2 protein-coding genes are annotated in these 815 nt (G+C 60.5%); both read left to right on the top strand.

Annotated features, from left to right (window positions below):
* The first annotated feature begins 10 nt into the window (after positions 1–10).
* The gene (locus J0A65_RS27855) at positions 11–139 is read left to right on the top strand and encodes an OprD family outer membrane porin (RefSeq protein ID WP_332874381.1); all 129 of its coding nucleotides are present in this window, start codon (positions 11–13) and stop codon (positions 137–139) included.
* A 141-nt stretch (positions 140–280) separates the two neighbouring features.
* On the top strand, positions 281–484 hold the full coding sequence (locus J0A65_RS24505; RefSeq protein WP_206596861.1) for a hypothetical protein: 204 nt from the start codon (positions 281–283) through the stop codon (positions 482–484).
* Positions 485–815 lie beyond the last annotated feature (331 nt).

The raw sequence follows: 815 nt of genomic DNA, 5'->3' as shown, positions 1-815 counted from the left end.
GGTCAAGTACGTGTTCCTCGACGGCTCGCTCAAGGACCTCTCGGTGCGTGTGCGGCAGATGAATACGCGTGCCACCGCGTATGAAAGCGACCTCGATGAGGTGCGTGTCATCGTCGAGTATCCGCTGCAGGTGCTGTAACACCGAACAGGAGCGGCGCTGCCGCTCCTAACTGTCAGGATTGTAATGCGGGCCTCATGCTCCCGTTAGGTGCGCCTACCTAACATGGGGCTGTCTTCGAAGCGTTCGTTTCCACGTTTGCTCAGTCAGTCCGAGGTTCCCATGAAAGTGTTCACCCAGTTCCTGTTCGTCGTTCTCCTGAGTGCAAGCAGCCTGCTCGCCTCGGCGGAGGATGGTTCGCAGCGCTCGCTCGATGCGCTCAAGCAGTTCCGTGAAAACCAGCAGCGCATCCATGGCGATCGAGCCACCGGGCAGCAGCCATCATCGCCTGTTCAGAGTGGCGACAACGACGCAGTGCGTGACTGAACGCACGTCGTTTCCCCTCTTCAGTCCCCATCTCTTGGTAGCTCCCGCTCCTTTGGTTGAGAGATGGTTTTTGGCGCCCCTTCGGGGCGCTTTTTTATGGCGCTCATCAGGCGGGCGTCTTCGCGCATCGAATCAGTCCGGTGGTGCCAGGTTCTTCCGGGGCTTGTGCGTATGCATGCAGCCTGTCCATGGGCCGCGCCTGCCGTTGGCGGGTGCGCGAGCTGTCTCAGGGGCGCGCCACAGTGGGGAAGTAGAGGGTGAAGACGGTGCTCTCGTGCACGATGCTGCTGACGTTAACCTGGCCCTGATGCAGGCTCATGATCGAACGCAC

Origin of the sequence: Bowmanella yangjiangensis (assembly GCF_017255015.1) — a bacterium.
Classification (GTDB): domain Bacteria; phylum Pseudomonadota; class Gammaproteobacteria; order Enterobacterales; family Alteromonadaceae; genus Bowmanella; species Bowmanella yangjiangensis.
The sequence above is the reverse complement of the archived record's forward strand: the minus strand, read 5'-3'. Positions and strand labels throughout refer to the sequence as shown.